Consider the following 23,666-nt stretch of genomic DNA (forward strand, 5'->3'; position numbering starts at 1 on the left):
AATAATGTTACATTTATTCATGAAATCAATGTCCACTAGCCTAACTCAGTCCCCCAACTTATTTAGTAGTCTGGCTACCCCTACTAATCCATCCCCTTTAATCCTCCCAACACAGCAGCAAATCGACCAGCCGATGGCTGGTTTTTGTTTCCAAAAATCTCCTTGTGCAAAAGATGTATTGTATGCTACGATGCAATAATACTATCGGCAAAAATGTAGGTGCTGAACTAGCTAGGTAGAAAGTACCGTGATAATGTTAAGAGATGGTATTTTATTCTGCGGAGCAAAGCTAGGAAGAATTCATTTACTGTAGTGGACGGTGGGCTATTAAATTTATAATTCTGAGAATTAAGATGCTCTTAGCTAGGCATAATAGCGGTTTAGTATTGAACAAGTATCATCCCAACAAAAAAGTGTGTTGCCAAATTTCGCCCAATCCATAGACAAACATGATCATTAATAGTCATAAATTTCGTAGCACAGCAATTATGGCTACAGAAGTTACCATTGAAAGTCTTGACTGGGCTGTAGCCATAAGTTAATATATATAAGCGTATTTTCAAACATTATCATGCAATTAGTTGAGCGGCATATTATTCAAAGAAATCATCCCCACTATCACGAGATTGACTCTTTGTGTTTGTCCGCCAAAAACCTTTACAATTATGCTAACTTCCATATTCGCCAAAGTTTTATTTTTAAGAATAAATATCTCGATGACAATTTACTAGCTAAACAGCTAAAGTCTTCTGAAACTTATCAATATTTACCTGATAAAGTAGCCAAACAAGTATTATTAGGTTTACATGACTATTGGTTAAGATTTCTTGCAGCAATTAAGGCATACAAAGAAGATAAATATAAATTTTTAGGTAGACCCAAATTACCCAAGTATAAACACAAAGAAAAAGGCAAATATTTATTAGTTTATACGGCTCAAGCAGTGGGTAAAACTATCATGAAAGCAGGATTGATTCATCTATCACAAATACATATTTACATTCCTACTGCTTTAGATTATTCGCGTCTGTATCAAGTGAGGATTGTACCCAAGATTGACCATTATGTGGTAGAAGTTGTTTATGAAAAAGAGGAGTTAGATTATGGCTTAGAGCGAGATCCGATTGCAGCGATTGATTTAGGCATAGATAACCTCGCTACCTTAACTGCTAACAAGCCTAGATTTGTACCAGTTCTTGTCAAAGGGCGGATTATCAAGTCAATTAATCGTTATTACAATCCAGAAAAAACTAAATTTCAATGTTTACTACCAACTCATCAAAAAACATCTAAACGACAGCAACGTTTAACTAAAGAACGTAATGTGCGAGTAGATGATTATCTGCCTAAAGCCAGTTGCTTGATTATTGACCAGATGGTGAAGAATGGGATTGGAAATTTAGTTATTGGTCAAAATCCCCTATGGCAGCCGAATGCTAACTTAGGTGGAAAAAATCATCAAAACTTAGTGTTTATTCCCCCTGATCGGTTTGTGCAACAGCTGAGTAATAAAGCTAAATTAGTCGGAATAAAGGTATTGAGTGCTAAGAAGTCTTACACTAGTATAGCTTCCATTTTGGCTCAAGATCCGATTCCTACTGATGCAGAAACTGATGCTCACCAGATCAAATTTAGTGGTCAAAGAATTAGGACTAAGCTATATAGAGCAGGTAATGGTTTAGTGATTCACGCTAATCTGAATGGTAGTTTGAATCATTTAATTCAAGTATTCCCGAAAGCTTTTAGTCTAGGGATAGGGGAGCCACTGCGTTGGGCGGGTTTCCCGACTTGTAGCAAGTGGCGTGGCGTTGTGGTGCCTCCTATGCCTATGGCTCCTGCGTCGCCACGCAAGCTATCGGCACGGCACTCGCCGAACGGAGGAGCTATACCTACGGTACGCTTCGCGAACGCTAACGCCCTGTCGGGGTGATTCCCTGCGAACAAACAGCATAAGATCAATGTCTATGCAGTTTGAAACTATAGGTTGATAGTTTGGATTAAAAAAATTGGTTTATGGCGATTTTTGTTAATAGCATCTATTTAAAAGCCAAAGCCAAGTGATTGCTTTTGTTTTCTCATGTTCATTTCAACTCTGGAGGTATAGTTCATGTCTGTTCGCTTATACATAGGTAATTTGCCCAAAGAAGAAATAGATCGTCAAGAGTTGCAAGCAGTATTTGCCGCTGAAGGCGATGCTGTCACCACCAAACTGATTAAAGACCGTAAAACAGGCAAATGTCGTGGTTTCGGTTTTCTGACGGTGAACAACGACGAACAAGCAGACCAAATTATTGAAAAGTATAATGGTCAAATGTTCAAAGACACCGCCATCAAGCTAGAAAAGGCATTACCTCGTACCAAAGGTGACGAAGGTGAAGATCAAGCTCCCAAAGCTGCTAGTCAAGCTTCTAGTACCCCTGCACCTAGCATCAACAAAGAAAATCGTCGTGAAAAAGGCGCTAAGAAATCTCGCCGTGGTGGTGGTGGATCTCGTGAAACAACTACCACAGTTGATTCAGACGCAATTCGTCCAGATCCCCGTTGGGCTGCTGATTTAGAAAAACTCAAGCAGATGTTAGCAGCACAAACCAGCTGATCTTCCAGCGAAAGAGAGCTAAAAATTAACACTCGCAAATTATGCTGTTTTTTAATTTTTTATTGTTCTCTGATGGCTAAGGCTACTAAATTGATCTGAAATCACCAGCCCTCGTGGACTGTTTTTTGTGCAAGCAACCAACAATAACAGAGGTATTGAGCAGTGCTGAAAGCCGAACTGGGCTATTCACACTGCTCTATTTTATTGGTCATTGGTCATTGGTCATTGGGAAAAATCTTCTCCCTTGCTCCCTGCTAGAAAGCTCCCCTGCCTCTTCAGGGTACTCACAGTAGAGATATATAGCAGGAGTCAGGAGTCAGGAGTCAGGAGTAAAACCCTTTTGTAGTGGGAGTTTCATTATCAGGACTTACGCAAAACAGCACAAAAGTAGGGATAATTTATGAATTACCCCTACGCAAGAATAAGGCTTTCAGTCGTATCTTGCGTAAGTCCTAATGATCAACTGATGTCCTAGCCACCCTGTCCATGGCTATATTTAAGATTTTTACAAAAAAGTATCTTATTTAACAAAAAAAAACAATTCAGAATAATAGTATAAGTCAATACAACTATAAAAGGAGTAATTTATTCAAAAAATCTTGTGCTTATAGCAGAGTTGTTGACATTCATTGCCCTAAATTCACAGGGAATTAGGATGACTATTTTAATCGAAGAGATAGTTTAAATTAGCGAATTAAAAACTTTAATATCTACTTCTGTGATGCTGGGTTATAGCCACGGCAACCTTTAATCATGAAGTAATTAATGTCCCATATATCATGGATAAAATTTGTTTGTCTGTACAATAAAAATTATAATTTTTCTATCAAAAGTATTGAATATAAGTATACAAATTTAGGCATATTTAACACGAATATAAATACTGAAAAGTATTTTTTAAATTAAAATAAAGATCACTAAAAGTTTCTAAAGAATTCAGGTAAGCGTGAACAACGCAAACTTGGAACTGCATACTACCTTGTGACAATCAGCAACAAACTTATGAACTCTACCACTAACAAACGCATTGCCTTGATTTCAGTCCACGGTGATCCGGCGATTGAAATTGGGAAAGAGGAGGCTGGAGGACAAAACGTTTATGTCCGCCAAGTGGGTGAAGCACTATCCCATCTAGGATGGCAAGTTGATATGTTTAGCCGTAAAGTGAGTGCTGACCAAGAAAATATTGTTGAACATAACTCCCGCTGTCGAACCATTCGTTTAACAGCCGGACCCGTTGAATTTGTACCAAGGGATAACGGCTTTCAATACTTGCCAGAATTTGTGGAACAGTTATTGAAATTTCAAACAGAAAACGGCTTTAAATATGAAGTTATTCACACTAACTACTGGCTATCTAGCTGGGTAGGGTTGCAGTTGAAACAAATCCAAGGAAGTAAACAGGTTCACACATATCATTCTTTAGGAATAGTCAAATATAACTCAATAGAAAATATTCCTCTGGTTGCGAGTCAACGCCTAGCAGTAGAAAAAGAAGTATTAGAAACAGCGGAAAGAATTGTGGCTACAAGTCCACAGGAAAAACAACACATGAGAACTTTAGTTTCCCATCAAGGAAACATTGATATTATTCCTTGTGGTACGGATATTCGTCGTTTTGGTTCAGTAGATAGAGAAACCGCAAGAGCAAAATTAGGAATTAAACCAGAAGCCAAGGTTGTGCTATATGTAGGGCGTTTTGACCCCCGCAAAGGGATAGAAACCTTGGTACGTGCGGTGCGTGAGTCGCAGTTTTATGGTGACAAAGACTTGAAATTGATGATTGGTGGTGGAAGTACCCCAGGTAACAGTGATGGTAGAGAACGCGATCGCATTGAGGGAATTGTGAAAGAATTAGGAATGAGTGAATGTACTGAGTTTCCTGGTCTTCTCAAACAGGATATCCTCCCAACTTATTACGCTGCGGCTGATATTTGCGTTGTTCCTAGTCATTATGAACCCTTTGGACTGGTAGCAGTAGAGGCGATGGCCAGCGGAACACCAGTTATAGCTAGTGATGTGGGAGGACTTCAATTTACAGTCGTGAATGAAAACACTGGTTTATTAGTGCCACCCCAAGATGTAGCTGCTTTTAGTAATGCTATTGACCGTATTCTTGATAATCCAGAATGGCGTGCAGAATTGGGTAAATCTGCTAATAGACGGGTAATGAGTAAGTTTAGCTGGGATGGTGTTGCTAGTCAGTTGGATGCGCTATATAGTGAAATGCTGCAACCTGTGAAAGAACCTGCTTTGGTAGGTGGTTGATAATTTTTTCGACGGGTAAAGAACAAGTTTGTAATATCCCCTCGTTTTTGTAGGGGATATTTTTTTGTTTCTCACGCAGAGACGCAGAGTACGCAGAGGAGGGAAAGGAAGGAGAAAAACAAGAAAATTTGCTAATATTTGGGTTTATTTTCCTATAAATTAAACATTAGCTAAATTGATAACTCACGTTTGATAGCATCTAAAATTTCTTGAATTGTAAAGTGAAGATAGTAAAAAATAGGTATACCATTAATATCTATAGTTCCATATTTGCGAAAAAGCATTAAATTTCTATATTTAGGACGATAAGAAAGTTCTGGACGATGACGACGATTATCAATATTGACAAATTTATCTTGCTTATTAAAACGTCCTACTTCAATAGGAGTATTTTCTTCATCAAATGTGATTCCCCACTTAATTTTAGCCTTTAATTTTCCATTGGAGTCTCTTTCACCTAAATCATAAAATAAATTTTCATAAAAATATTCAATATCTGTAGCTTTAAAATCCTGTTTAGTAATTAACTGTTGATAAGAAATTTGAATACAATCATAGTTAACTTTGAGAATATTTGTAAAAAAATCTTTTGCTTCTTCAATTAGATAATTTTCTGCAATTTCTTTTTGCTCCTGACTTTTAAATGCAATGAGAGGAATCAAATGACTTTTAATTTCAAATGAATCAGAGATTAGTGTAAAATTATCTGTATGCTCTAAATTCATGGATTTTCACTTAAATATATGGATTGAAATTTATCAAAATTAGCTTTTATTACTTTTATTCCTTTGATGTCTAATTCAGAATTAACAAAAAAATCATCTGATTCAGTATGACATGGAATCAAAAACCAGTTTTGTGCAACTTTATGTGTTTGTTGAATAGCTAATTCATAAGTTAATTCCTTAATTACATCAATTCTATATTTTGTTTGTGTTTTATCAAAAGGTAATTTTGCATTTTTCTCAAAAAACTCATAAGGTACATTTTTAAAATCTATAATCCATATTTCTTCTGAAGAAAAATTGAGTACAATATCAGGACGTGGAAATCTACGTAAAGCATTTTTTCTATTTCTTTCTTTAGAATCAAAACTTTGAGGATAGTCATAAACAAAACTTGCGTGTTGGTGATCAAATTCAATACATAATAGTTCATTCCATCCAAAATATCCTTTTTTATCAGGATATTCAATGTTAGAAGTTGTTACAAAAATCCATCCTCCCCAATCTTTAGTTCCATCATGAGTAGAATAATTACCTACTCGATTTTCTTGTTCATTTGTTCTTTGATAATTGTGATGATTTCTTAGCACTATATCCGTATCAGCATAGCAAATATCATCTTTGTACTTGTTAAAAAAGTATGTATGACAAATATCTTCCCAAACTAGAGAAAATCCTTTAACTCCCCAATATTCTCCATCATTTTTACTTGAATCTATTTCTCCATATAAAAAAATTTCTATGGCTTCATAAAGTTCCCAATAATCAGCATCTTTATAAAAAGTATTATGATCTATTTGATCAAGTGAGTCCTTCAAAATATTAATCGTTTCAGCATAAGTATCACTATCAAAAATAGACTGATTATTACTTAAATAGTTATCCTTAAATCGTTCTGCAAAGAATTTAATATCTTGAGTACGAGATTTAACATTATCAGGTACATCTTCCTCTAACTGCTGGACAATTTCATCCAGAATAAAGCAGTATAAATCAATTAAATCCGTGCTTTCGTAACGAACTACTGCGCGGGGTAAATTCATTTTTTCGACATGGATTATATCATCATCTAAATAAATAGCTCTATCTAAATATTTATAGATTTGAGAATAATCAATTTTGTCAGTATGACTAATCTTTTTTTGAATAGAATGAATTGCTAAATCATTATAAGCAGATAACACTCGCTCGATCATTTTAATCTTACTATAAAGAACACAAGGTTCTCCATCCTGTGTAGCAAAGGTGACTCCACCGGAAGAAAGAGTCGTTTGATCTTGTTCTTTTTGATATTCAGGTTGATTTATTTTAAATCTATCACTATCTTTATTATCCTTTTCAAATTTATTAAAGGTGCGGTATAGCTTGAAAAACAAATCTCTTATTTGGTTGAAATTACCATCAAAATTATCTTTATCAAAACCATTAGGAAGACAAAATTCAAAGCCTTTTGTGGATAATGATTTACGAATACCAACAAAATTATCCCCTATATCTCTTTCTTCTGATGTAACTAGCGTAAGTTTTGAAAAGTTAATCATAATTTATGCTTGTGATATTTCTATACTTCAGAAGGAAAAGCCATTATTTTTTCAATAAATTTGTTATGCAGTTTAGTAAAATCTCCAAATGTAACTAATTCTGATCTTGGGATTTTTAACAATTCTATTAATGGTTTTTTATCCCGATTAAAAACGCTATCCCATAAAAAGAACATTAATTTATTTTGGATATCTTTAGAGGTAACTGGTGGCTTTATAAAAAAATAGCCAATTTGTTTATCTTCAATTCCTCGAACTGAATCATAATGACTCTTGATAAAAATATTAATCTGCTTGACTAGCTTTCGCCAATCATCAACATCAAAAGCAGGATAGTTTGCTGGTTCAGGTGTGCTTTCATCCCAATCTATAAATTCCCATTCCCAACGACGTTTAAATGCACTATCCATGAAGTAAATAGAATTGTCAGAAGTATTCATTGTTCCAACAATTGACAGATTAGGCGGAATTTTTATTGATCTATCTTGAAGAGAGATATCTAAACAATCCAATCTACTCTGAAAGGTTGTATATTCATTAACCCAATCTCCTTCACCCGGAAACTTATATTGAGATTGGTTGTTAGCTAAAGTTTGCTCTTTTACACCTATTAATTCTAGAATTTTTAGTAATTCAATCTCTGATATATTTATTTGGTATGATGACCAACCATTATCCTCTCTATCTAGAAGCTGAAATATCGTTCCAAAAATAGCAGATGAATTACCTCGATTTATTTCATCTATTACCAAAGCTATATTTTGAGCCTTTGCACAAGCTTCTTGACGTGCTTGCATTATTAATGCTTGTTTCTCTTCCTCTGGAAAAGTCTTAAAATTTTTGTCTTTGGTAGGATTTTCATATACATTTAAAATTTTTTTATATGCTTTAGATAAAGCTACCAAAAAATGACCGGCATAGAATGAGTATCGAACTTTCTCTCCTCTAGTTACTGGAATTAATTTACCAACAAAATCACCATAAGTATATTCTGGGTGAAAAACTGTACTTTCAAAATTTTCTAAAGTTTCTATACCTAGACTTGGAAGAATTTCATGCTTAATTTTATGGCTTTTTCCCGTTCCAGGACTTCCAAAGATGATTTTTTGAATTGGTATTTGCATTTTTAGGTTAGAGTTACTATCTTGAATGTTACTTGAAATTCTTTTTTTGATTATTATTCTGTTATTCATACAAAAAGAAAATGTATCTAAAATATAGAGTTAACTTTGCAAAGTTACATTTTGCACTACTCCAAACCAACACATGAGAATTTATTCTCAGGCTAATAACAAAATTAGTCTAAAGATGGCTACCCAAACATTTTGGTCTACTTGAGTTATTCCGTAGGCGAAATTAAGAATAGTATAATATGTAAGTAAACAAACAGCCTTCTATATATATCTTCATCTAAAAAATCTTTTACTAACATTTATTTAGTCTAATTTTATAGATATAACATCATTTCCAATATCAAGGTTAACCGTAATTATACTTATTTTTCCTAAAAAATACTTTACCAAGTAAAATATCATATGGAATTTAATTGTCTCTGTCATGGCGTTCTCTCTAACCCAAAATCCTTGAAACTTAGCCTAACAAACGGTTTTAGCTGACTGCTGGTAACTAAATGCTTAGTAAATTATCTATATTCCCGTATTGTCAGCCTTTTTCCCGATCAAGTGCAAAAACTGATGCGTTTCCCCTGGTTCACTCCCGCTGCAAAGGGTAAAGTGATATAGAGAGTTAAGCAGGTAAGACGATGGAAGTTCAAGAAATCAAAAAATTCCCCAAACCCAGAAAACTAGACAGTGAACCAACCCCCTCTCAACACATCAAGATATTAGATTGTAACGAACCTGTTAGTAGAGTGATTTTTGAATGCTGGCATTGTAAACAAGGTCTTTTGAGTGAGGTAGATGTTACCGCTTCACAATATCTAGAAATTACCTGCCCCAATTGTGGTAAAACAGCTTTAAGGTTAATGGCAGACAAAGTGCTTTCAACCACCGCTATTCCTTCCCCTTGGCAGTAACAGGATTTCAGAAGTTAAGGAAGAAGAAGTATTGCTAGACCGTTAGAATGATTCTGAAGGAAATTGGAATATCTGACGGTTTTCTTGCTGGCTCATAGCCTAGATGAAAAAACTATATTATAGTGACTAATTGTTTTGCAACCAGTTGATTTTACGACTCTCAAAGCTGCTTGTAGCGAACTACGAGCTAACTGGCTACCTGCGCGGACAGAACAGGTATTCCAGCGCGATCGCTATACTATTACCATAGCCTTACGGACTATGAAAAAGCGGGATTGGCTAGATATTTCTTGGCATCCCCAAGCTACCCGCATTTGTATTGGTGAACCACCACCACGCATACCAGATACTTTCACCTTCAGCCAACAATTAATACATCAGTTAGGTGGTTTGGCTTTAGTCGCAATTGATTTTATTGCCCCTTGGGAACGAGTTGTAGATTTAAAATTTGCCCGTCGTCCAGGAGAAGACGCAGTTTATCACCTGTACGTCGAAGTCATGGGTAAATACAGTAATGCTATTCTCACCGATGCCAGAAATGAAATTATTACTGCCGCCCATCAAGTTAGTCAACAGCAATCTAGCGTCCGTCCTATCCAAACCGGACAACCTTACGAAACACCACCCAAACTGACGGGAACTATTCCCAATTTAAGCGAATCTCAAAACCGCTGGCAAGAACGGGTAAGCCTAGTCCCAGGGGCAATTAAAAAGCAATTACTGAAAAGTTACAGCGGGTTAAGTGCGGCTTTATTAGATACGATGTTGCTGGCTGCGAATATATCACCAGAAACAACTACTGATACTTTAACGGCTGATGATTGGGATAGACTATTTGCACGTTGGCAAGAATGGCTACAAGCTTTAGAAGTTGATCAATTTCAACCGGCTAGGACTGCAAATGGCTATACTGTGATGGGTTGGGGTGGAGTCGCACCAGCTAAAAACATCCAAGAATTACTCAACCAATATTACACCGACCAGTTAAATCAACAATTATTTTCCCAACTGCGCCATCAATTAAATCAGAAATTGAGTAATATTTTGGGTAAGTTGGGTATTAAAGCACAAACGTTTAAAGACAAATTACAGCAATCTGATCAAGCGGATGAATATCGACAAAAAGCTGATTTGTTAATGGCGCATCTGCACAACTGGGAACCGGGGATGAAAGAGATGATCCTGGCAGATTTTGAAACAAATAAACCAGTTGCGATCGCACTCCTCCCAGATAAAAACGCTGTTCAAAATGCCCAAAAGCTTTATAAACAGCACCAGAAACTCAAACGCGCTCGTGCTGCTGTCGAACCGTTATTATTAGACGTGCAAGCAGAAATTGACTATTTGGAACAAGTAGAAGCGGCAATTTCCCAAATTGACAAATATCAAACAGTCGCAGATTTACAAGCTTTAGAAGAAATTCGTGATGAACTCATTGGGCAAAAATATCTAGAAGCCCTAGAATACCGCAGCCGCAGTACAACGGAAACAGCAAGTACCAATTTTCATCGTTACCGCACTCCTAGCGGTTTTGAAGTCTTAATTGGTCGTAACAATAACCAAAATGATTATCTAACATTTCGTGTCGCTGGCGATTATGATTTGTGGTTTCACGCCCAAGAAATCCCCGGTAGTCATGTTTTACTGCGTCTTGAACCGGGTACAGTTGCCGAAGAAGCGGATTTACAATTTACTGCTAACCTTGCTGCTTACTTCAGTCGCGCCCGTCAAAGCGAGCAAGTACCAGTAGTTTACACCCAACCCAAGCACGTCTACAAACCCAAAGGCACTAAACCGGGACTTGTCGTTTACAAGCAAGAAACTATTATTTGGGGAAAACCACAAGTAATAGGTGACAGGTGACAGTCAAGAGGGAATAGGCAAAAGTCAGTAAACAGTGATAACTGATAACTGACAACTGACACTCTTCCCTAGAATATAAAGACTGACTTACCCAAAGGCAGATATTTTTTGAGAATTTTACATGAAAAATCTGTACTGACTGTTACAATCTTGTTAAGAAAAGTTGCCCGTTGCATTTTGGGAACGCGCACTTTGGTTTTGACTCTATTGAGAAGACAACACGAACAACATTTTTTTTAGACCAGCTGTGGGAGGCTGGTCTTTTTGTTGTTGTGATGGTGACTTTCAATCTTAGAAACTGAAGGTAGTTCTCAGCGCCCCAATTACCACATCACTATTATTGCTGTCATGATCTGGTGCTGTTAGCCAAATCACTCCTGGGGTAATGGTGATATTGTCGCTAACTCTATATTGATAAAATGCCTCAACGTGATATGAGGTGTCTTTGTCCTTATCAATAATTCCTGTCAGAGAACTACTCGCACTTGTAACTTTCGGTTCCATGCCCAGGATAATACCAGCTAAGTTACCTTTTTTGCCCAAGTCAGGGAAACCAAGGGTAACTGCATAGTTCCAAATGTCAATATCTCCTTTTGTACCTGTCAAGACCTGACTCTTGGTATATCCAGCCCAACCACCTAAGACAAATTTCTCACTAATGCCAATAGATGCTTGGACACCGTAAGAATTACTGGAAAATGCTTCACTGGTAATATCAGACGTTGCAGCGTTGCTACCTGTGAGTAGTGGCTGGTTGTAGGAATTGATATAGGTTAAACCCAAGGAAATGCGATCGCTTGGTTTAACTGTTAACTGTGCCAAAGCACCATAAGGACCATCAAACAAACCATTTCCAGCAGTAGGGTCATTAGCTGAACCTGCTAAATACCCTAAACTTAACGTTAAATTCTTACTGAACTGGTGATTTACTCCCAAACCTGCACCACTCATTTGGGTATAGATGGGGTTGCGTGTACCAAAAGTGGACAAAGCACCAAACGCCCCATCACCATCAAAGATATTAACTGTACTGGTAACGTCGTCGGCTGCACCACCAGAAGCAATAGCAATTACCTGTGTCTTTTCACCTATGGGGAATTTGTACCAAAGTGTACCTAAGAAAGCATTGTTAGTACCATCTGGACCAGCAAAAAACAAATTACCTTCTTGGGGACTGCCTATAGGGCTGTTGATATTATTACTTTCAATTCTGGTAAAAAGCGTATCTTGACCAGTAAAGCTGCTGACAAATTCAATCCTTGCTCTTGCGCCCAGGGTTGTATTTTTGTTGGTATTATTGTCACCTGCCAAAACATCGCTGAAGACGGCGACAACTTGGCCTTGCAATTTACTGGTAGTGGAAAATTGATTTGCTTCTAACTCAGCAGCCCTCGCTTCCAAAGCATCCACACGCCCCCGTAAGGTTGCTAGTTCAGCAGCAAAATCTTCTTGCAGTTTTTGGATAGTGGCTAAATCTTGTTTTGTTACCGCATCAGCAGTAGCAGTGGCAATTAATTCATTGACGCGATTTAAACAAGCATTCAAACCTGCGGCGAATTCATACCTGGTCATGGCACGATTGCCACGATAAGTACCGTTAGGATAACCTGCAATACAACCGTAGCGTTCTACCAAAGATTGTAAGGCTTGGAATGCCCAATCTGTAGGTTGAACGTCTGATAACTGAGATACTGATGTAACTTGTGATATCAACTCTTGTTGAGAAAGCTGTTCAGTTTTCATTGTCTTTGATACTTCCTCTGCTGATGCAGCAGTGGTCATATAAAGCATTGAGCCGCAAACTACCGGACTTGTCAGTAGATATGCCCAGAATTTTTGCATAGTTTCCTCACACCTATTTACAATCAGCACCTTTAACACAAATAGAAAAAGGTATAAATACTAAAAAAATCTGATCAATACCAGAACAATCATAAAAAGTTTTTTTTACTAATAGGTCAGCAAATCCTCATAGTCAATAAACCCTGATGAATTGGCCAGCCAATAAAGGTAGTATGCACTGAAAAAATTTTGTTGTCATTACTGACACAGCAAAAGTTTGTCAAGATTGCATGGTATTGTTGTTGATATTGCATGATAATGAGAATTATTATATTATTTGTCTAATCGGGCTTCTTGTCAACAAGAATCTTGATACAGGTAAAGCCAGTATGATTGAGGAGGGAAAACTAGGTGATTGGCAATTATTTAAGACTCACCGTAAACAGACAAAGAAGTAAGATCCTGGCTGTAATGGCGCTGCTAATATTTTTACCTGCTTATGGATGTAATGAATCAAACAATGATTCTCGGACAAATGCTGGAAATTTACCAGATGCTAAATCAAGTAAAACTAAGGTAGTAACAACATTTTTGCCTGTGCATTTGTTTACTAAAGCTGTAGCTGGGGATGTAGCAGATGTAGAGATTTTAGTGAACCCAGGTACTGATGTGCATGAATATCAGGCCACACCGGATAATGTAAAAGCGATCGCAACCGCCAATATTCTGGTAAAAAATGGCTTAGGTCTGGAGGAGTTTCTGGAAGATACTGTGAAAAATGCTCAAAATCCTAAATTAGTAGAAATTGATGCCAGTAAAGGTATTAAAGTTATAAATGATATTGCTTCAGTGGAGGAAACAAAACATAAAGACCAAGACCACAAACATGAACACACAGATGGTAATCCTCATGTTTGGCTAGATCCAGTTTTTGCTAAACAGCAAGTTATCAATATTCGAGATGGTTTAATTGCTGCTGATCCTGGAAATAAAGAGGCTTATCAGAATAATGCAGCGGCTTATATTCAGGAATTAGAAAATTTAAATAATGAATTTCAGCAGTCTTTAAATACAACTTCTAACTGTACCTTCATCACTTTTCATGATGCCTTTCCCTACATAGCCAAACGCTATAACCTCAAGCAAGTTGCAGTTGTGAAAATTCCTGAAGACCAGCTTTCACCAGCAGATGTACAAAAAGCCATCAATGCGGTGAAAAAGTACAAAGTTAAAACCTTATTTAGTGAACCAGGGGTAGATAACAAATTACTAACCAGCCTTTCTCAAGATTTAAAATTAACTTTATATCCTTTAGATTCTTTAGAAAATGGTGAAACAAATCCGCAGTATTATTTTCAAGCAATGAAAGCTAATTTGCAAAATTTGGCAGCCGGATGTAAATAATTAGTAATTAGTAATTCGTAATCAATAATTAATCATCCCTGTATTAGTCTTCAAAATCCGTGTGAGCAATTTGTAATAAGTTAAAATGAGATGACTGACGCTCAACAATCAATGACATTGCCGATATTAAAAGTCGAGGGTTTAACTATCTACCAAGGGAGCTATCTAGCTGTAAGAGATGTTTCCTTTGAATTGATTCCCGGAACAGACACAGCTATAGTTGGACCCAATGGCGCAGGTAAAAGTACCTTAGTTAAAGCTATTTTAGATTTGGTTCCCCGCAGTGCTGGGACAATTGAAATTTTTGGTCGTCCCATTTCCAGATTAGGAAATTTACGTCATTTATTGGGCTATATGCCACAAAACTTTATTTTTGACCGCAGTTTTCCCATTTCTGTTAGCGAGTTAGTAGGACTGGGAATAGGTGATAGGGGACAAGTGACAGGTAGGAATAAACATTTATTTTTCTCCAAGTTTTGGCAAAGTAAACAAGAAAAATCAGCCGCAGTCACAGCAGCTTTACAACGGACAGATGCTTATCACCTGCGAAATCAAGTTATTGGTACTCTTAGCGGTGGCCAACTGAAAAGGGTTTTATTGGCCTATTGTTTGGTAACACCAAGAAAATTGTTGGTACTGGATGAAGCTTTTGCTGGGGTAGATATGCAAGGTGCGGCTGATTTTTATGCTTTGCTAAATGAGTTAAAACAGGAGGAAAATTGGACTGTTTTGCAGGTTTCCCATGATATTGATATGGTCAACCGTCATTGTGATCGCGTCATTTGTCTGAATCAAACTGTTGTCTGTACTGGCCATCCAGAAACAGCCCTTTCACCGCAAAATATCTTAGCAACTTATGGTCCTGGTTTTAATCGTTATCAACACCATCATTAAAGGAGTTAAAGGAGTCAGGAGTCAGGAGAAAGAATTATTTTTTACTCCTAAATCCCCTTGCCCTTTGCCTTATGCCTCTTGCCCCTTGCCTGTCAATCTTTTTCATCTATATGTTCAGCGACAGCTTGATAAAGATGGAAAATATGACTATCGTGGAGACGATAGAAAACATTACGCCCTTGTTTACGATAACTGACTAAACGCATAGCGCGTAAGTTTCGCAGTTGATGAGAAACAGCAGATTCACTCATATCGAGTAAAGCAGCTAAATCACTCACACAAAATTCTTTTTTAGCTAACAAAGAAAGGACTCTGAGGCGGTTAGGATCTCCTAAAAAACTGAAAAATTCTGCCATGCGTTGGGCTTTTTCAATGCTGATCAGTTCATTAGGGATGGGTTCAAAAATATTTATATCTAAAGTAATGGGTGGATTAGACTGAATCATGGGTTGTTGTTAAGTCAATTTATTTATGGAAAAAAGCGAAAATTTTTAACTGTAAATATATGGACTAAAATTTTAAATTTAAATTTAATGATCAAATGAAAGATAATCTATTTACAGGATAGATAAAAATAGCCGTCAAACCAGAGATATGGATTTATTGATTGATGTTCAAAGCGCCTTGTTAGGTATTACTAATATTCATGAGTTGGTAAACTTGTTACAATTCCCGTTTATGCAGCGTGCCATTATTGGTGCTGTATTCATGGGAATACTGGGCGGTTTATTGGGCAGTTTTGTTACTTTGCGCCAGTTGTCATTTTTTAGTCACGCTGTTGGTCATGCCGCGTTGGTAGGGGTAGCATTAGGAGTGTTACTAAATACAAATCCTAATTGGATGTTGTTGCCGTTTACTTTAATTTTTGGTGTAATAGTCCTCTATTTAATTGACAAAACTGATTTAGCTAGTGATAGCGTTCTGAGTATAGTCCTATCTGGGGCATTAGCGATCGGTGTCATCCTCAGCAGCATGATTAAGGGATATCGTGGTAATTTGATGGCTGTACTATTTGGCGATATTCTGGCCATTGATTCCACAGATTTAATGTTGACGCTGCTGGTACTGGTGGGTAGCAGCATTTTTTTATTATCAACTCTGCAACAGCAAATTTTGTTAACCCTTAACCCCGATGTTGCCCAAGTCCAAGGCGTTCCTGTTCAATTATATCGCTATGGGTTTGTAATTTTACTATCTTTAGCCGTCGCTGTGGCGATTAAAGCCGTTGGGGTTTTATTGGTAAATGCCTTTTTAGTCATTCCCGCTTCCACCGCTAAACTGATGAGTCACCATTTTAGCCGCTTTCTCATTCTGTCGGTGATAGTTGGTTCTAGCAGCAGCATCGCTGGGATGATGGTTTCTGGGGTGTTTAACCTGGCTTCTGGACCTAGTATTGTTCTGGTGCAGTTCCTGGTGTTCGTGGTCGTTTTCACCTGGGTGAAGTTAGGGTTCAAAGCAGCATAAAAGTTTTTTCTATAACCCCCTTGACGAATCCTTTTTCTTTTGCTACATTTAGTAATCGTGGCGCACATAAAAAAAGCCCACGCCGGGATAGCTCAGTTGGTAGAGCAGAGGACTGAAAATCCTCGTGTCACCAGTTCAAATCTGGTTCCTGGCATACGTTCTGGAAAATTTAAAATCAACTTTGCCTAGATTTTGACTATTTGGTTAAAAAATCTAGGCTGTTTTTTGTGCTTGCTGTGCGATCGCACTCATTAGACCTCTCCGGAAATATGGTAGAGACGTTCCGCCGGAACGTCTCTACAAGGGTTTCAAACCACGCACATTTAATTACCGGAGATGTCTATTGGTGACAAGTTAAGGCTGAAAGTATTTTGTCAAGAGGCTTTTGGGGGATGATGGAAAAAGAATTGGTCAGACCCACGTTGAAGGTTAGGAAAAGGAGAGACAATTAACTTAATATTTGGTTTTCGCTTCTGTTTGATAATACCTAAATCTCGATTGTGAGGGTTAGTAAAATACTGAACAGGGTCAGTTGCCTTACCTTTTTGATGAGCCATAGTAAAATGATAAAGACCACGATAAATCATTTCTAATGAAATATCATCAAAAGGGAGAGAAAGTTCATCGGCTACGGCATCACCTAAATCAACTAAAACAGCATAAAATAACCAAGATGCCCCAATCTGTAATTGAATTCCATTGATTGAACCTGTCCATAAATAACTTAAACCTAAAAGTCTTTTTACTGTATTAAAAGCATCTTCAATCCGCCAACGCTGCCGATATAAATCTGCAACAACATAGGGCGGTAAAACATTTGGGTCTAGAACACTGGTTAAATAAGAATGCCATGTTTTTCCTGACCTGACTTCAATCAGACGTAAAGTTATAAATGGAGTCTTTTTAGTACCAGAACCTAGACTTATCTTCCGGTCTCGCAATCCATAGCTATCTGTAAATACCTCTTCTATTTTAATTGCTGCTCCTTTAAAGCGGGTGTTGCAACAACAAATAAGGGAGGAACGGCAGCAGGAAAGAACGCAAAGTAATGGATTTTCTTTGTAGTTATGGCGCGATAGCCGAAGGCTTAAGCTTCGCTTATCGCAAAGCCCAAAACTCTTATTTTGTCATGGACTTACGGCAACTTTATTATTTAATGGAACTCGACAACTAATTCAGAAAGATTCTTCTGAATCGAGAGAATAATGCTTTCAGCATTTTTCACGGCAACTTTATCCTTTAAAAAACGGCAATCTTTTCCTTGAAGTCACAAGTCATAGAAATGGCTTTTCGGCTAATTTCAATTTTTTTTCTCTAACCCCTTGACACTCCAGTGAACTGGATACTTCAACATGGAGTCAGTTAAGAATTTGGAGTAATCAAATGGAAAATGCCACACTCAAACTGCGCGGGATGAGTTGCGCTTCCTGTGCTAGAAGTATCGAAGATGCTATTAGTTCTGTCCCCGGTGTCAATGAATGTAATGTAAATTTTGGCGCGGAACAAGCAACAGTTAATTATGACCCCAGAAAAACAGATTTACAAACCATTCAAGATGCCGTGGATGCTGCTGGTTATTCTGCTTATCCTCTGCAAGAACAAAATTTAATGGCAGGAGAAGATGATGAAGAAAAAAGATATCGTCAACAAGAATTACAGGATTTACAGCAAAAGGTAACGATAGGTGGCATCATTAGTGCTGTCTTGGTAATTGGTTCATTACCAATGATGACAGGCTTAAATTTACCTTTTATTCCTAGCTGGTTACATAATTCTTGGTTGCAATTATTCTTAACTACTCCTGTACAGTTCTGGTGTGGTTATTCCTTTTATATTAATGCTGGGAAAGCATTCAAACGCCATGCAGCAACGATGGATACTTTAATTGCTTTGGGTACAAGTGCTGCATTTTTCTATTCCCTTTTTGCTACTTTATTTTCTAACTTTTTCATTGCCCAAGGATTAATGCCAGATGTGTATTATGAAACTGCGGCAGTTGTGATTACTTTGATTTTGTTAGGAAGATTATTTGAAAATCGCGCCAAAGGACAAACCTCAGAAGCTATTAGGAAATTAATAGGTTTGCAAGCAAAAACTGCGCGGTTAATTCGTAACGGAAGAGAAGTAGATGTTCCTATTGAACAGGTAGAAATTGGTGATGTAGTTTTGGTGCGTCCAGGGGAAAAAATTCCCGTTGATGGGGAAGTAGTTGACGGGACATCCACCGTTGATGAAGCGATGGTAACAGGGGAAAGTATACCCGTGAAAAAGCAACCAGGGGATGAAGTCATCGGTGCAACTATTAATAAAACTGGCAGTTTTAAATTTCGAGCAACAAGAGTAGGAAAAGATACTGTATTAGCGCAAATTGTGCAGTTAGTACAACAGGCGCAAGGCTCAAAAGCTCCCATTCAAAGATTAGCAGACCAGGTTACAGGATGGTTTGTGCCAGCAGTAATTGCGATCGCTATCCTGACCTTTATCCTCTGGTACAATATCATGGGTAACGTTACCCTAGCATTGATTACCACAGTCGGGGTGTTAATTATTGCTTGTCCTTGTGCGTTGGGTTTAGCCACACCAACCTCAGTGATGGTAGGTACAGGTAAAGGTGCAGAAAACGGTATTCTCATTAAAGGTGCAGAAAGTTTAGAAATAGCACACAAACTGCAAACAATTGTCTTAGATAAAACAGGCACAATTACCCAAGGTAAACCGACAGTTACAGATTTTCTCACAGTTAACGGTACGGCTAACGGCAACGAAATTAAACTTATTGAATTAGCTGCATCTGTAGAACGTAATTCAGAACATCCTTTAGCAGAAGCAGTTGTTAAATATGCCGAATCTCAGCAAATACCATTAGCAGATGTCAGAGATTTTCAAGCTATAGCTGGTAGTGGTGTTCAAGGAATAGTTGCTAACCGTTTCGTGCAAATTGGTACACAAAGATGGATGGAAGAATTAGGGATTGAAACCGCAGAACTCAAAAACCAAAAAGAACGTTTAGAATATTTAGGAAAAACCGCAGTTTGGTTAGCAGTTGATGGTGAAATTAAAGGATTAATTGGGATTGCTGATGCTATTAAACCCACTTCCATCCAAGCGGTAAAAGCATTACAAAAGCTCGGTTTAGAAGTTGTCATGCTGACTGGAGATAACCGCCGCACCGCCGAAAGTATTGCCCGTGAAGTGGGTATTACTAGAGTTTTAGCAGAAGTTAGACCAGATCAAAAAGCTGCCACAGTACAAGCAATACAAGCAGAAGGCAAAATTGTAGCGATGGTGGGTGATGGTATCAATGATGCACCAGCCTTAGCCCAAGCCGATGTGGGAATAGCAATTGGAACAGGTACAGATGTGGCGATCGCTGCTAGTGATATTACTTTAATTTCCGGTGATTTACAAGGGATTGTAACTGCTATTCAACTCAGTCGCGCCACCATTAGAAATATTCGTCAAAATCTGTTTTTTGCTTTTGTTTATAATGTGGCTGGTATTCCTATTGCTGCGGGTATTTTGTTTCCTGTTTTTGGTTGGTTGTTAAATCCAATTATTGCTGGTGCTGCTATGGCTTTTAGTTCGGTTTCTGTGGTTAGTAATGCTCTGCGTTTACGGAATTTTCAGCCTAAATTCTAAAGCAGGTGACAGGGAACAGGTGACAGAGTGAAAAGAGGTGAATTGGTATGTTGAATCAAGTGATGTTTTTTGGAAGTTTGGTGGGATTTGGTTTTTTGTTGGGTGTGTTTTCTGGAATTTTGGTTTAGTTAAGAAATTCAACGCAGATAGTTAATTAATGGAGAGTTTATTATGTTGAGGAAAACAGCTTTTTTGGGTGGTTTGGTTGGTGTAATTTTGGGTTTTTCTGCTGGTGAAGTATTGGCACAATCTGAGCATGAAAATCATTCAGTAGGTACAGTACAAAATAATCAATTTCAAAGAATTGAACAGCCATTAGGTAATAAAGTTGCTGTGACTTTGGGCGGTTTGGGTATTTTGGGTTTACAACTTTGGTGGTTTTTGTTAAGTAAACCTAAGTCGCAAAAAGCTGTTACCGCAAATGGTGATTTTCAGGAAGTAGATATTATTGTTGATGGGTGATATGATCCGAGTCGAATTTTGGTACAAGCGGATAAACCTGTGAGGTTGAAATTTGTACGTAAAGATCCTAGTGGTTGTTTGGAACAGGTGATTATTCCTGATTTTCATATTGCGGCAGATTTACCCGTTAATCAAATCACAACTGTAGAATTTACACCCCAACAACCAGGAACTTATTTATTTAGTTGTGGAATGAATATGTTACGCGGTGAAATTCATGTAGAGGTTTCAGAAAATGAATCAAAAATTAGTGAGGAAGATAAAACCATGATAAAAGAATCTCAAACTCATGCTTTCAATTCAATTAATGAACAGGAAATCATTGTAGAGCAAAAAAGTCAGCAAACTATAGTTATGGTGGATCAGGGTTATGTCCCTAATCGCATAATTGTTAAAGCTGGGAAAAAAGTTAAACTTGATTTTTTGCGGGGTAATTCTAGTAATTGTTTGGCAAAAGTTGTCATTCCTGATTTTGGTATTGCTGCTGATTTACCACTCAATAAATTAACTTCAATTGAGTTTACACCTGAAAAACCTGGTGAATATGCTTTCACTTGTGGAATGAAGATGTTTCGCGGTGATATTTCTGTTCAACCAGCAGATTCATAATAGGATTTTAACGAACCACAGAGGCACAGAGAACACAGAGCAATAAGAGTTTCCGAGATGTTTGGCGTAAGTGCTACATGATCTATTGTTTCACTGTAAATAGTCGGGATTGATAATGATTTTTGGGTAAGTTGAAATTAATTTTTTGTATTAACTACAAAGTTCACAAAGGAAGATGAAATGATTGATGTTGGATTAACTCACATTGCTTTACCTGTATCTAATCTGGAAAAAAGTATTGAGTTTTACGCTACTTATGCTCAAATGCAAGTAGTTCACCGTCGGGTTGATACAAATACCGGAGTTTCTGTTGTTTGGTTAACAGATTATACTCGTCCTTTTGCTGTGGTTTTGATTGAAACTAAGTCAGTAAATACTTCACTTTCTCCCCTTGCACATTTGGGAGTAGGTTGTAAAAGTCGGGAAGCTATGGATGTTTTGTGTGATCAAGCTCGTCAAGCGGGTGTGTTGATAGATGAACCTAAAGATTTTGGTTATCCGGTCGGATATTGGGCGTTTTTACGAGATCCTGATGGTCACACCTTGGAATTATCCTATGGTCAAGAAATTGGTTTGACGGTGGAGCAGGAAAATATTTAGAAAATATTGAGAGTTCTGGTAATATTTTCTTGTCTGCTCCTTTTTATTTGAGATGTGCGATCGCCAAGATGCTGATTATTTGGAAGATTCTACATCAGTTTCTAGGTTCTGTTTCATTGCTGCACCTATGGACTGAACATTGGTTTCTGTACTTTGTAGTAAACTCTGGGCAACATTTGATTGATCATAATGACTGCGATTTTGACTCAGTTTATATTTTCCTTCCAACTTTGTGACAGTCATCTCAAAAGCAATAATTCCATTCATCATTCCCTCGCGGAAGTGATCGGATAAATCTTCCCATTGAGATTTATAGTCAGAGTCATAGGTTTCAATCATTTCATCAATCATTTGATCCATTAATTCTGGCGCATCTTCAAGAGTAATAACTTGAGACAACCCATAAGCGTGTACTGCGATATAGTTCCAAGTCGGTACACTCTCTTTCTTCTCATATAAAGATGGTGAAATATAAGCATGAGGTCCATGAAAAATCGCTAGTGTTTCACCTAAACCAAAACTTTGCCATTGAGAATTGGCCTTTGCAAGATGACCTGACAATTTAACAACACCATTCTCTACTGTCACTACAACGGGAATATGTGAAGCTACAGGAATATCATTCATAATAGATACCACAGTAGCAAAACTATTATCACGCATAAAAGCGACCAGTTTCTCCATGTCATCTTCTCGGAAAGCGGGTGGAACATACATCATGCTGTAACCTCACTGAGATTTATTTGTACATCATCATTAGAAACACTCAGAACTGACCTAGTTCAGCAAGGGAATAAATTTTTTTTCCAACAAAATACTTTTCCTGCTTGACTCTCCACCCAACTGGAGAGTTTAGGATATGATCCAGTTATCATATTTCATTAAGGTTTGCTCAGTATGTTAGCCCAAGCAGAAACAAAACAGATCGGTGTAGTTGCTAAAGAAAGCGGTGTACCTATTAAAACTATTCGCTATTATGAGGAGTTGGGTTTACTCAAACCCTCTGGGAGAACGGAAGGAGGATACAGGTTATTTAATATTGATGTTTTAGAGCGACTACATTTTATTAAACGCGCTCAAAGTTTGGGATTAACTTTATCAGAAATTAAGGATTTTTTGAATGTTCATGATAGCGGTGAATTACCTTGTGTGCATATTAAAATGAAACTGGAAGATAAGGTAAAAGCGATTGATGAACAAATTCAACAATTAATGATTTTGAGGCAAGAATTATCTGGTTTACTCTCTGGTTGGGAAATTAAGCCTGATAATGATCATTCTACCATCTGCCCAATCATTGAACATGAATAATTGCAATTTTAAAGAGTCAGAATATTTTGAATATTTTAATAGATACCCGATTTTTCAATCTCCCAGAAATCGGGTATTTTTTATTTATATGATTTTTAATTTTTAATTATTTCCCTCTTGACTCTCCAGCCCGATGGAGAGTTTAAGCTAATTTTAGGTTGAGGAAAGGAAATAAAAAACCGCCTTCAACTAATCAAAATTTAGCTAAAAAATCAGGAGTTTTCAAATATGACAATACAACTTACTATTCCTAAACTAGCTTGTTCATCTTGCGCGGATGCAGTGACAACAGCAATTAAAAAAGTTGATGCTGCTGCTACCGTGAAAGCTGACACAAAAACCAAAACTGTTAGTGTAGAAACTCAAGCATCAGAGACAGTTGTTAAAGATGCGATCGCCTCTGCTGGTTATCCATCTATCTAGAGTTTTCAAGAGTATATCAACAGTTGGTTCTACTGACTGTTGATAAATAT

The 23,666-nt window shown here is 37.3% G+C and carries 22 protein-coding genes, 1 tRNA gene and 2 pseudogenes; 18 read left to right on the forward strand and 7 right to left on the reverse strand.

Annotation, left to right across the window (positions count from 1 at the left end; translation table 11 throughout):
- Positions 1-28: 28 nt before the first annotated feature.
- The 4 genes from H6G06_RS17915 (at position 29) to H6G06_RS17930 (ending at position 4,864) form a co-directional block, all read left to right on the forward strand.
- Complete coding sequence (locus tag H6G06_RS17915; protein WP_190562540.1) at positions 29-199, forward strand: hypothetical protein; 171 nt, start codon at positions 29-31, stop codon at positions 197-199.
- Between the two features lie 372 nt (positions 200-571).
- Positions 572-1,930: a transposase gene (locus H6G06_RS17920; RefSeq protein ID WP_242039754.1), complete on the forward strand. Its 1,359-nt coding sequence runs from the start codon at positions 572-574 to the stop codon at positions 1,928-1,930.
- A 177-nt stretch (positions 1,931-2,107) separates the two neighbouring features.
- Positions 2,108-2,596 (forward strand): RNA recognition motif domain-containing protein, encoded by a 489-nt coding sequence (locus H6G06_RS17925; protein WP_190562542.1) that lies wholly within the window; start codon positions 2,108-2,110, stop codon positions 2,594-2,596.
- A gap of 1,002 nt (positions 2,597-3,598) precedes the next feature.
- On the forward strand, positions 3,599-4,864 hold the full coding sequence (locus tag H6G06_RS17930) for a glycosyltransferase family 4 protein (RefSeq protein ID WP_190562544.1): 1,266 nt from the start codon (positions 3,599-3,601) through the stop codon (positions 4,862-4,864).
- A gap of 170 nt (positions 4,865-5,034) precedes the next feature.
- Here the strand turns inward: H6G06_RS17930 and H6G06_RS17935 are convergent, their stop codons facing one another.
- From H6G06_RS17935 to H6G06_RS17945, 3 genes are read right to left on the reverse strand one after another with little or no spacing between them, the layout of a single operon-like run.
- Positions 5,035-5,589, reverse strand: a complete 555-nt coding sequence (locus tag H6G06_RS17935; RefSeq protein WP_190562546.1) for a hypothetical protein — start codon at positions 5,587-5,589, stop codon at positions 5,035-5,037.
- On the reverse strand, positions 5,586-7,130 hold the full coding sequence (locus tag H6G06_RS17940) for an LlaJI family restriction endonuclease (RefSeq protein WP_190562548.1): 1,545 nt from the start codon (positions 7,128-7,130) through the stop codon (positions 5,586-5,588). The genes H6G06_RS17935 and H6G06_RS17940 overlap by 4 nt, the downstream gene beginning before the upstream one ends.
- Before the next feature lie 20 nt (positions 7,131-7,150).
- Complete coding sequence (locus tag H6G06_RS17945; RefSeq protein WP_190562550.1) at positions 7,151-8,254, reverse strand: restriction endonuclease; 1,104 nt, start codon at positions 8,252-8,254, stop codon at positions 7,151-7,153.
- A 638-nt stretch (positions 8,255-8,892) separates the two neighbouring features.
- Here H6G06_RS17945 and H6G06_RS17950 point away from each other — a divergent pair.
- Positions 8,893-9,165, forward strand: a complete 273-nt coding sequence (locus H6G06_RS17950; protein ID WP_190562552.1) for a hypothetical protein — start codon at positions 8,893-8,895, stop codon at positions 9,163-9,165.
- A 135-nt stretch (positions 9,166-9,300) separates the two neighbouring features.
- Positions 9,301-11,028 carry an Rqc2 family fibronectin-binding protein gene (locus tag H6G06_RS17955; RefSeq protein WP_190562554.1) on the forward strand — a complete coding sequence of 576 codons (1,728 nt, stop codon included), beginning with the start codon at positions 9,301-9,303 and terminating at the stop codon, positions 11,026-11,028.
- Between the two features lie 291 nt (positions 11,029-11,319).
- Here the strand turns inward: H6G06_RS17955 and H6G06_RS17960 are convergent, their stop codons facing one another.
- Complete coding sequence (locus tag H6G06_RS17960; protein ID WP_190562556.1) at positions 11,320-12,870, reverse strand: iron uptake porin; 1,551 nt, start codon at positions 12,868-12,870, stop codon at positions 11,320-11,322.
- 351 nt (positions 12,871-13,221) lie between these two features.
- Here H6G06_RS17960 and H6G06_RS17965 point away from each other — a divergent pair, with 351 nt between their 5' ends.
- Both H6G06_RS17965 and H6G06_RS17970 read left to right on the forward strand, forming a co-directional pair.
- Positions 13,222-14,214 (forward strand): metal ABC transporter solute-binding protein, Zn/Mn family, encoded by a 993-nt coding sequence (locus tag H6G06_RS17965; protein ID WP_338422952.1) that lies wholly within the window; start codon positions 13,222-13,224, stop codon positions 14,212-14,214.
- A gap of 111 nt (positions 14,215-14,325) precedes the next feature.
- Complete coding sequence (locus tag H6G06_RS17970; RefSeq protein WP_190562608.1) at positions 14,326-15,108, forward strand: metal ABC transporter ATP-binding protein; 783 nt, start codon at positions 14,326-14,328, stop codon at positions 15,106-15,108.
- A gap of 92 nt (positions 15,109-15,200) precedes the next feature.
- Here H6G06_RS17970 and H6G06_RS17975 read toward each other — a convergent pair whose 3' ends face one another.
- On the reverse strand, positions 15,201-15,464 hold the full coding sequence (locus H6G06_RS17975; protein WP_422387054.1) for an ArsR/SmtB family transcription factor: 264 nt from the start codon (positions 15,462-15,464) through the stop codon (positions 15,201-15,203).
- A 238-nt stretch (positions 15,465-15,702) separates the two neighbouring features.
- Here H6G06_RS17975 and H6G06_RS17980 point away from each other — a divergent pair, with 238 nt between their 5' ends.
- Positions 15,703-16,572 carry a metal ABC transporter permease gene (locus H6G06_RS17980; protein WP_190562560.1) on the forward strand — a complete coding sequence of 290 codons (870 nt, stop codon included), beginning with the start codon at positions 15,703-15,705 and terminating at the stop codon, positions 16,570-16,572.
- 81 nt (positions 16,573-16,653) lie between these two features.
- Positions 16,654-16,726 (forward strand) — tRNA-Phe (locus H6G06_RS17985).
- Between the two features lie 220 nt (positions 16,727-16,946).
- Here the strand turns inward: H6G06_RS17985 and H6G06_RS17990 are convergent.
- Positions 16,947-17,561, reverse strand: a pseudogene (locus tag H6G06_RS17990) (transposase); the annotation flags it as partial.
- Positions 17,562-17,620: 59 nt separating this feature from the next.
- On the opposite strand from H6G06_RS17990, the gene H6G06_RS27855 reads away from it, so the two are divergent.
- From H6G06_RS27855 to H6G06_RS18005, 6 genes and pseudogenes are all read left to right on the forward strand, one after another.
- Positions 17,621-17,746 (forward strand): hypothetical protein, encoded by a 126-nt coding sequence (locus tag H6G06_RS27855; protein WP_277875207.1) that lies wholly within the window; start codon positions 17,621-17,623, stop codon positions 17,744-17,746.
- A 209-nt stretch (positions 17,747-17,955) separates the two neighbouring features.
- Positions 17,956-20,211, forward strand: coding sequence for a heavy metal translocating P-type ATPase (locus H6G06_RS17995; RefSeq protein WP_190562562.1), 2,256 nt, complete (start codon positions 17,956-17,958; stop codon positions 20,209-20,211).
- A gap of 171 nt (positions 20,212-20,382) precedes the next feature.
- On the forward strand, positions 20,383-20,673 hold the full coding sequence (locus H6G06_RS27515) for a hypothetical protein (protein WP_242039755.1): 291 nt from the start codon (positions 20,383-20,385) through the stop codon (positions 20,671-20,673).
- 12 nt (positions 20,674-20,685) lie between these two features.
- Positions 20,686-20,877 (forward strand): annotated as a pseudogene (locus tag H6G06_RS28015) (cupredoxin domain-containing protein); the annotation flags it as partial.
- Positions 20,872-21,282 carry a cupredoxin domain-containing protein gene (locus H6G06_RS27520; protein WP_338422955.1) on the forward strand — a complete coding sequence of 137 codons (411 nt, stop codon included), beginning with the start codon at positions 20,872-20,874 and terminating at the stop codon, positions 21,280-21,282. The pseudogene H6G06_RS28015 and the gene H6G06_RS27520, both read left to right, overlap by 6 nt.
- A 180-nt stretch (positions 21,283-21,462) precedes the next feature.
- The gene (locus tag H6G06_RS18005) at positions 21,463-21,882 is read left to right on the forward strand and encodes a VOC family protein (protein WP_190562564.1); all 420 of its coding nucleotides are present in this window, start codon (positions 21,463-21,465) and stop codon (positions 21,880-21,882) included.
- Between the two features lie 75 nt (positions 21,883-21,957).
- On the opposite strand, the gene H6G06_RS18010 is transcribed toward H6G06_RS18005, so the two are convergent.
- Positions 21,958-22,602 carry an FMN-binding negative transcriptional regulator gene (locus H6G06_RS18010; RefSeq protein WP_199306768.1) on the reverse strand — a complete coding sequence of 215 codons (645 nt, stop codon included), beginning with the start codon at positions 22,600-22,602 and terminating at the stop codon, positions 21,958-21,960.
- Positions 22,603-22,779: 177 nt separating this feature from the next.
- On the opposite strand from H6G06_RS18010, the gene H6G06_RS18015 reads away from it, so the two are divergent.
- Positions 22,780-23,193 (forward strand): heavy metal-responsive transcriptional regulator, encoded by a 414-nt coding sequence (locus H6G06_RS18015; RefSeq protein ID WP_190562566.1) that lies wholly within the window; start codon positions 22,780-22,782, stop codon positions 23,191-23,193.
- 228 nt (positions 23,194-23,421) lie between these two features.
- Complete coding sequence (locus H6G06_RS18020; RefSeq protein WP_190562568.1) at positions 23,422-23,616, forward strand: heavy-metal-associated domain-containing protein; 195 nt, start codon at positions 23,422-23,424, stop codon at positions 23,614-23,616.
- Positions 23,617-23,666 lie beyond the last annotated feature (50 nt).

This window comes from Anabaena sphaerica FACHB-251 (genome assembly GCF_014696825.1).
In the GTDB taxonomy this organism is placed as follows: domain Bacteria; phylum Cyanobacteriota; class Cyanobacteriia; order Cyanobacteriales; family Nostocaceae; genus RDYJ01.

What these genes read in the sequence shown, in the direction of transcription:
- H6G06_RS17915 (WP_190562540.1), top strand. Translation starts at nt 29, where the DNA reads ATGTCCACTAGCCTAACTCAGTCCCCCAACTTATTTAGTAGTCTGGCT.
- H6G06_RS17920 (WP_242039754.1), top strand. Translation starts at nt 572, where the DNA reads ATGCAATTAGTTGAGCGGCATATTATTCAAAGAAATCATCCCCACTAT.
- H6G06_RS17925 (WP_190562542.1), top strand. Translation starts at nt 2,108, where the DNA reads ATGTCTGTTCGCTTATACATAGGTAATTTGCCCAAAGAAGAAATAGAT.
- H6G06_RS17930 (WP_190562544.1), top strand. Translation starts at nt 3,599, where the DNA reads ATGAACTCTACCACTAACAAACGCATTGCCTTGATTTCAGTCCACGGT.
- H6G06_RS17935 (WP_190562546.1), bottom strand. Translation starts at nt 5,589, where the DNA reads ATGAATTTAGAGCATACAGATAATTTTACACTAATCTCTGATTCATTT.
- H6G06_RS17940 (WP_190562548.1), bottom strand. Translation starts at nt 7,130, where the DNA reads ATGATTAACTTTTCAAAACTTACGCTAGTTACATCAGAAGAAAGAGAT.
- H6G06_RS17945 (WP_190562550.1), bottom strand. Translation starts at nt 8,254, where the DNA reads ATGCAAATACCAATTCAAAAAATCATCTTTGGAAGTCCTGGAACGGGA.
- H6G06_RS17950 (WP_190562552.1), top strand. Translation starts at nt 8,893, where the DNA reads ATGGAAGTTCAAGAAATCAAAAAATTCCCCAAACCCAGAAAACTAGAC.
- H6G06_RS17960 (WP_190562556.1), bottom strand. Translation starts at nt 12,870, where the DNA reads ATGCAAAAATTCTGGGCATATCTACTGACAAGTCCGGTAGTTTGCGGC.
- H6G06_RS17970 (WP_190562608.1), top strand. Translation starts at nt 14,326, where the DNA reads ATGACATTGCCGATATTAAAAGTCGAGGGTTTAACTATCTACCAAGGG.
- H6G06_RS17975 (WP_422387054.1), bottom strand. Translation starts at nt 15,464, where the DNA reads ATGGCAGAATTTTTCAGTTTTTTAGGAGATCCTAACCGCCTCAGAGTC.
- H6G06_RS17980 (WP_190562560.1), top strand. Translation starts at nt 15,703, where the DNA reads ATGGATTTATTGATTGATGTTCAAAGCGCCTTGTTAGGTATTACTAAT.
- H6G06_RS27855 (WP_277875207.1), top strand. Translation starts at nt 17,621, where the DNA reads ATGGATTTTCTTTGTAGTTATGGCGCGATAGCCGAAGGCTTAAGCTTC.
- H6G06_RS17995 (WP_190562562.1), top strand. Translation starts at nt 17,956, where the DNA reads ATGGAAAATGCCACACTCAAACTGCGCGGGATGAGTTGCGCTTCCTGT.
- H6G06_RS27515 (WP_242039755.1), top strand. Translation starts at nt 20,383, where the DNA reads ATGTTGAGGAAAACAGCTTTTTTGGGTGGTTTGGTTGGTGTAATTTTG.
- H6G06_RS27520 (WP_338422955.1), top strand. Translation starts at nt 20,872, where the DNA reads ATGTTACGCGGTGAAATTCATGTAGAGGTTTCAGAAAATGAATCAAAA.
- H6G06_RS18005 (WP_190562564.1), top strand. Translation starts at nt 21,463, where the DNA reads ATGATTGATGTTGGATTAACTCACATTGCTTTACCTGTATCTAATCTG.
- H6G06_RS18010 (WP_199306768.1), bottom strand. Translation starts at nt 22,602, where the DNA reads ATGATGTATGTTCCACCCGCTTTCCGAGAAGATGACATGGAGAAACTG.
- H6G06_RS18015 (WP_190562566.1), top strand. Translation starts at nt 22,780, where the DNA reads ATGTTAGCCCAAGCAGAAACAAAACAGATCGGTGTAGTTGCTAAAGAA.
- H6G06_RS18020 (WP_190562568.1), top strand. Translation starts at nt 23,422, where the DNA reads ATGACAATACAACTTACTATTCCTAAACTAGCTTGTTCATCTTGCGCG.